Raw genomic sequence first — 648 nt, forward strand, 5'->3', positions numbered from 1 at the left:
CATATCCATGTACTCATCGATTTGAGCCACACGGTACATCTCTTTTTCGCTGAAGAAGCTAATCGCCACACCTTTACTGCCTGCACGGCCAGTACGACCAATGCGGTGAACGTGAACTTCAGGGTCGCGTGACAATTCGAAGTTAAATACTGCGTCTAGGTTATCAACATCCAGAACACGAGCAGCTACATCTGTTGCGACCAGAATTGAGATACTCTTGCGCCTGATCACGTTCGCGCTGTTCCATGTCGCCATGCAGTTCAATCACACTGAAACCACGGTGAGGCAGTTCGTCAGTCACGTTCTGAACTTCTTTTTTGGTGTTACAGAATACAACCGCTGACTCTGGTTCATGATGAAGTAGTAGCAACTCCAACGCGTCATCACGCGCTTCTGTACCTTCTAGCTTGTAGAAGTGTTGCAGGATGCTTGAGTGGTCGTGCGTCGACTCCACTTTCACCATCTCTGGGTTGTTCATGATGCGATCAGCGATAGACTTGATCTGTTTCGGGAATGTCGCACTGAACAGTAAAGTTTCGCGCTGTTTTGGAGCCGCTTCAATCACCGCGTCGATAGCGTCTTGGAAGCCCATCTCAAGCATACGGTCCGCTTCATCAAGAACCAGAGTATTTAGCTCAGACAGGTCGA

The 648-nt window shown here is 48.9% G+C and carries 1 pseudogene; it reads right to left on the reverse strand.

Annotated elements, in window-relative coordinates:
- A pseudogene (locus tag KIV40_RS35020) lies at positions 1–601 on the reverse strand (helicase-related protein); the annotation flags it as partial.
- Between the last annotated feature and the right edge of the window lie 47 nt (positions 602–648).

Source organism: Vibrio sp. D173a, assembly GCF_030248475.1.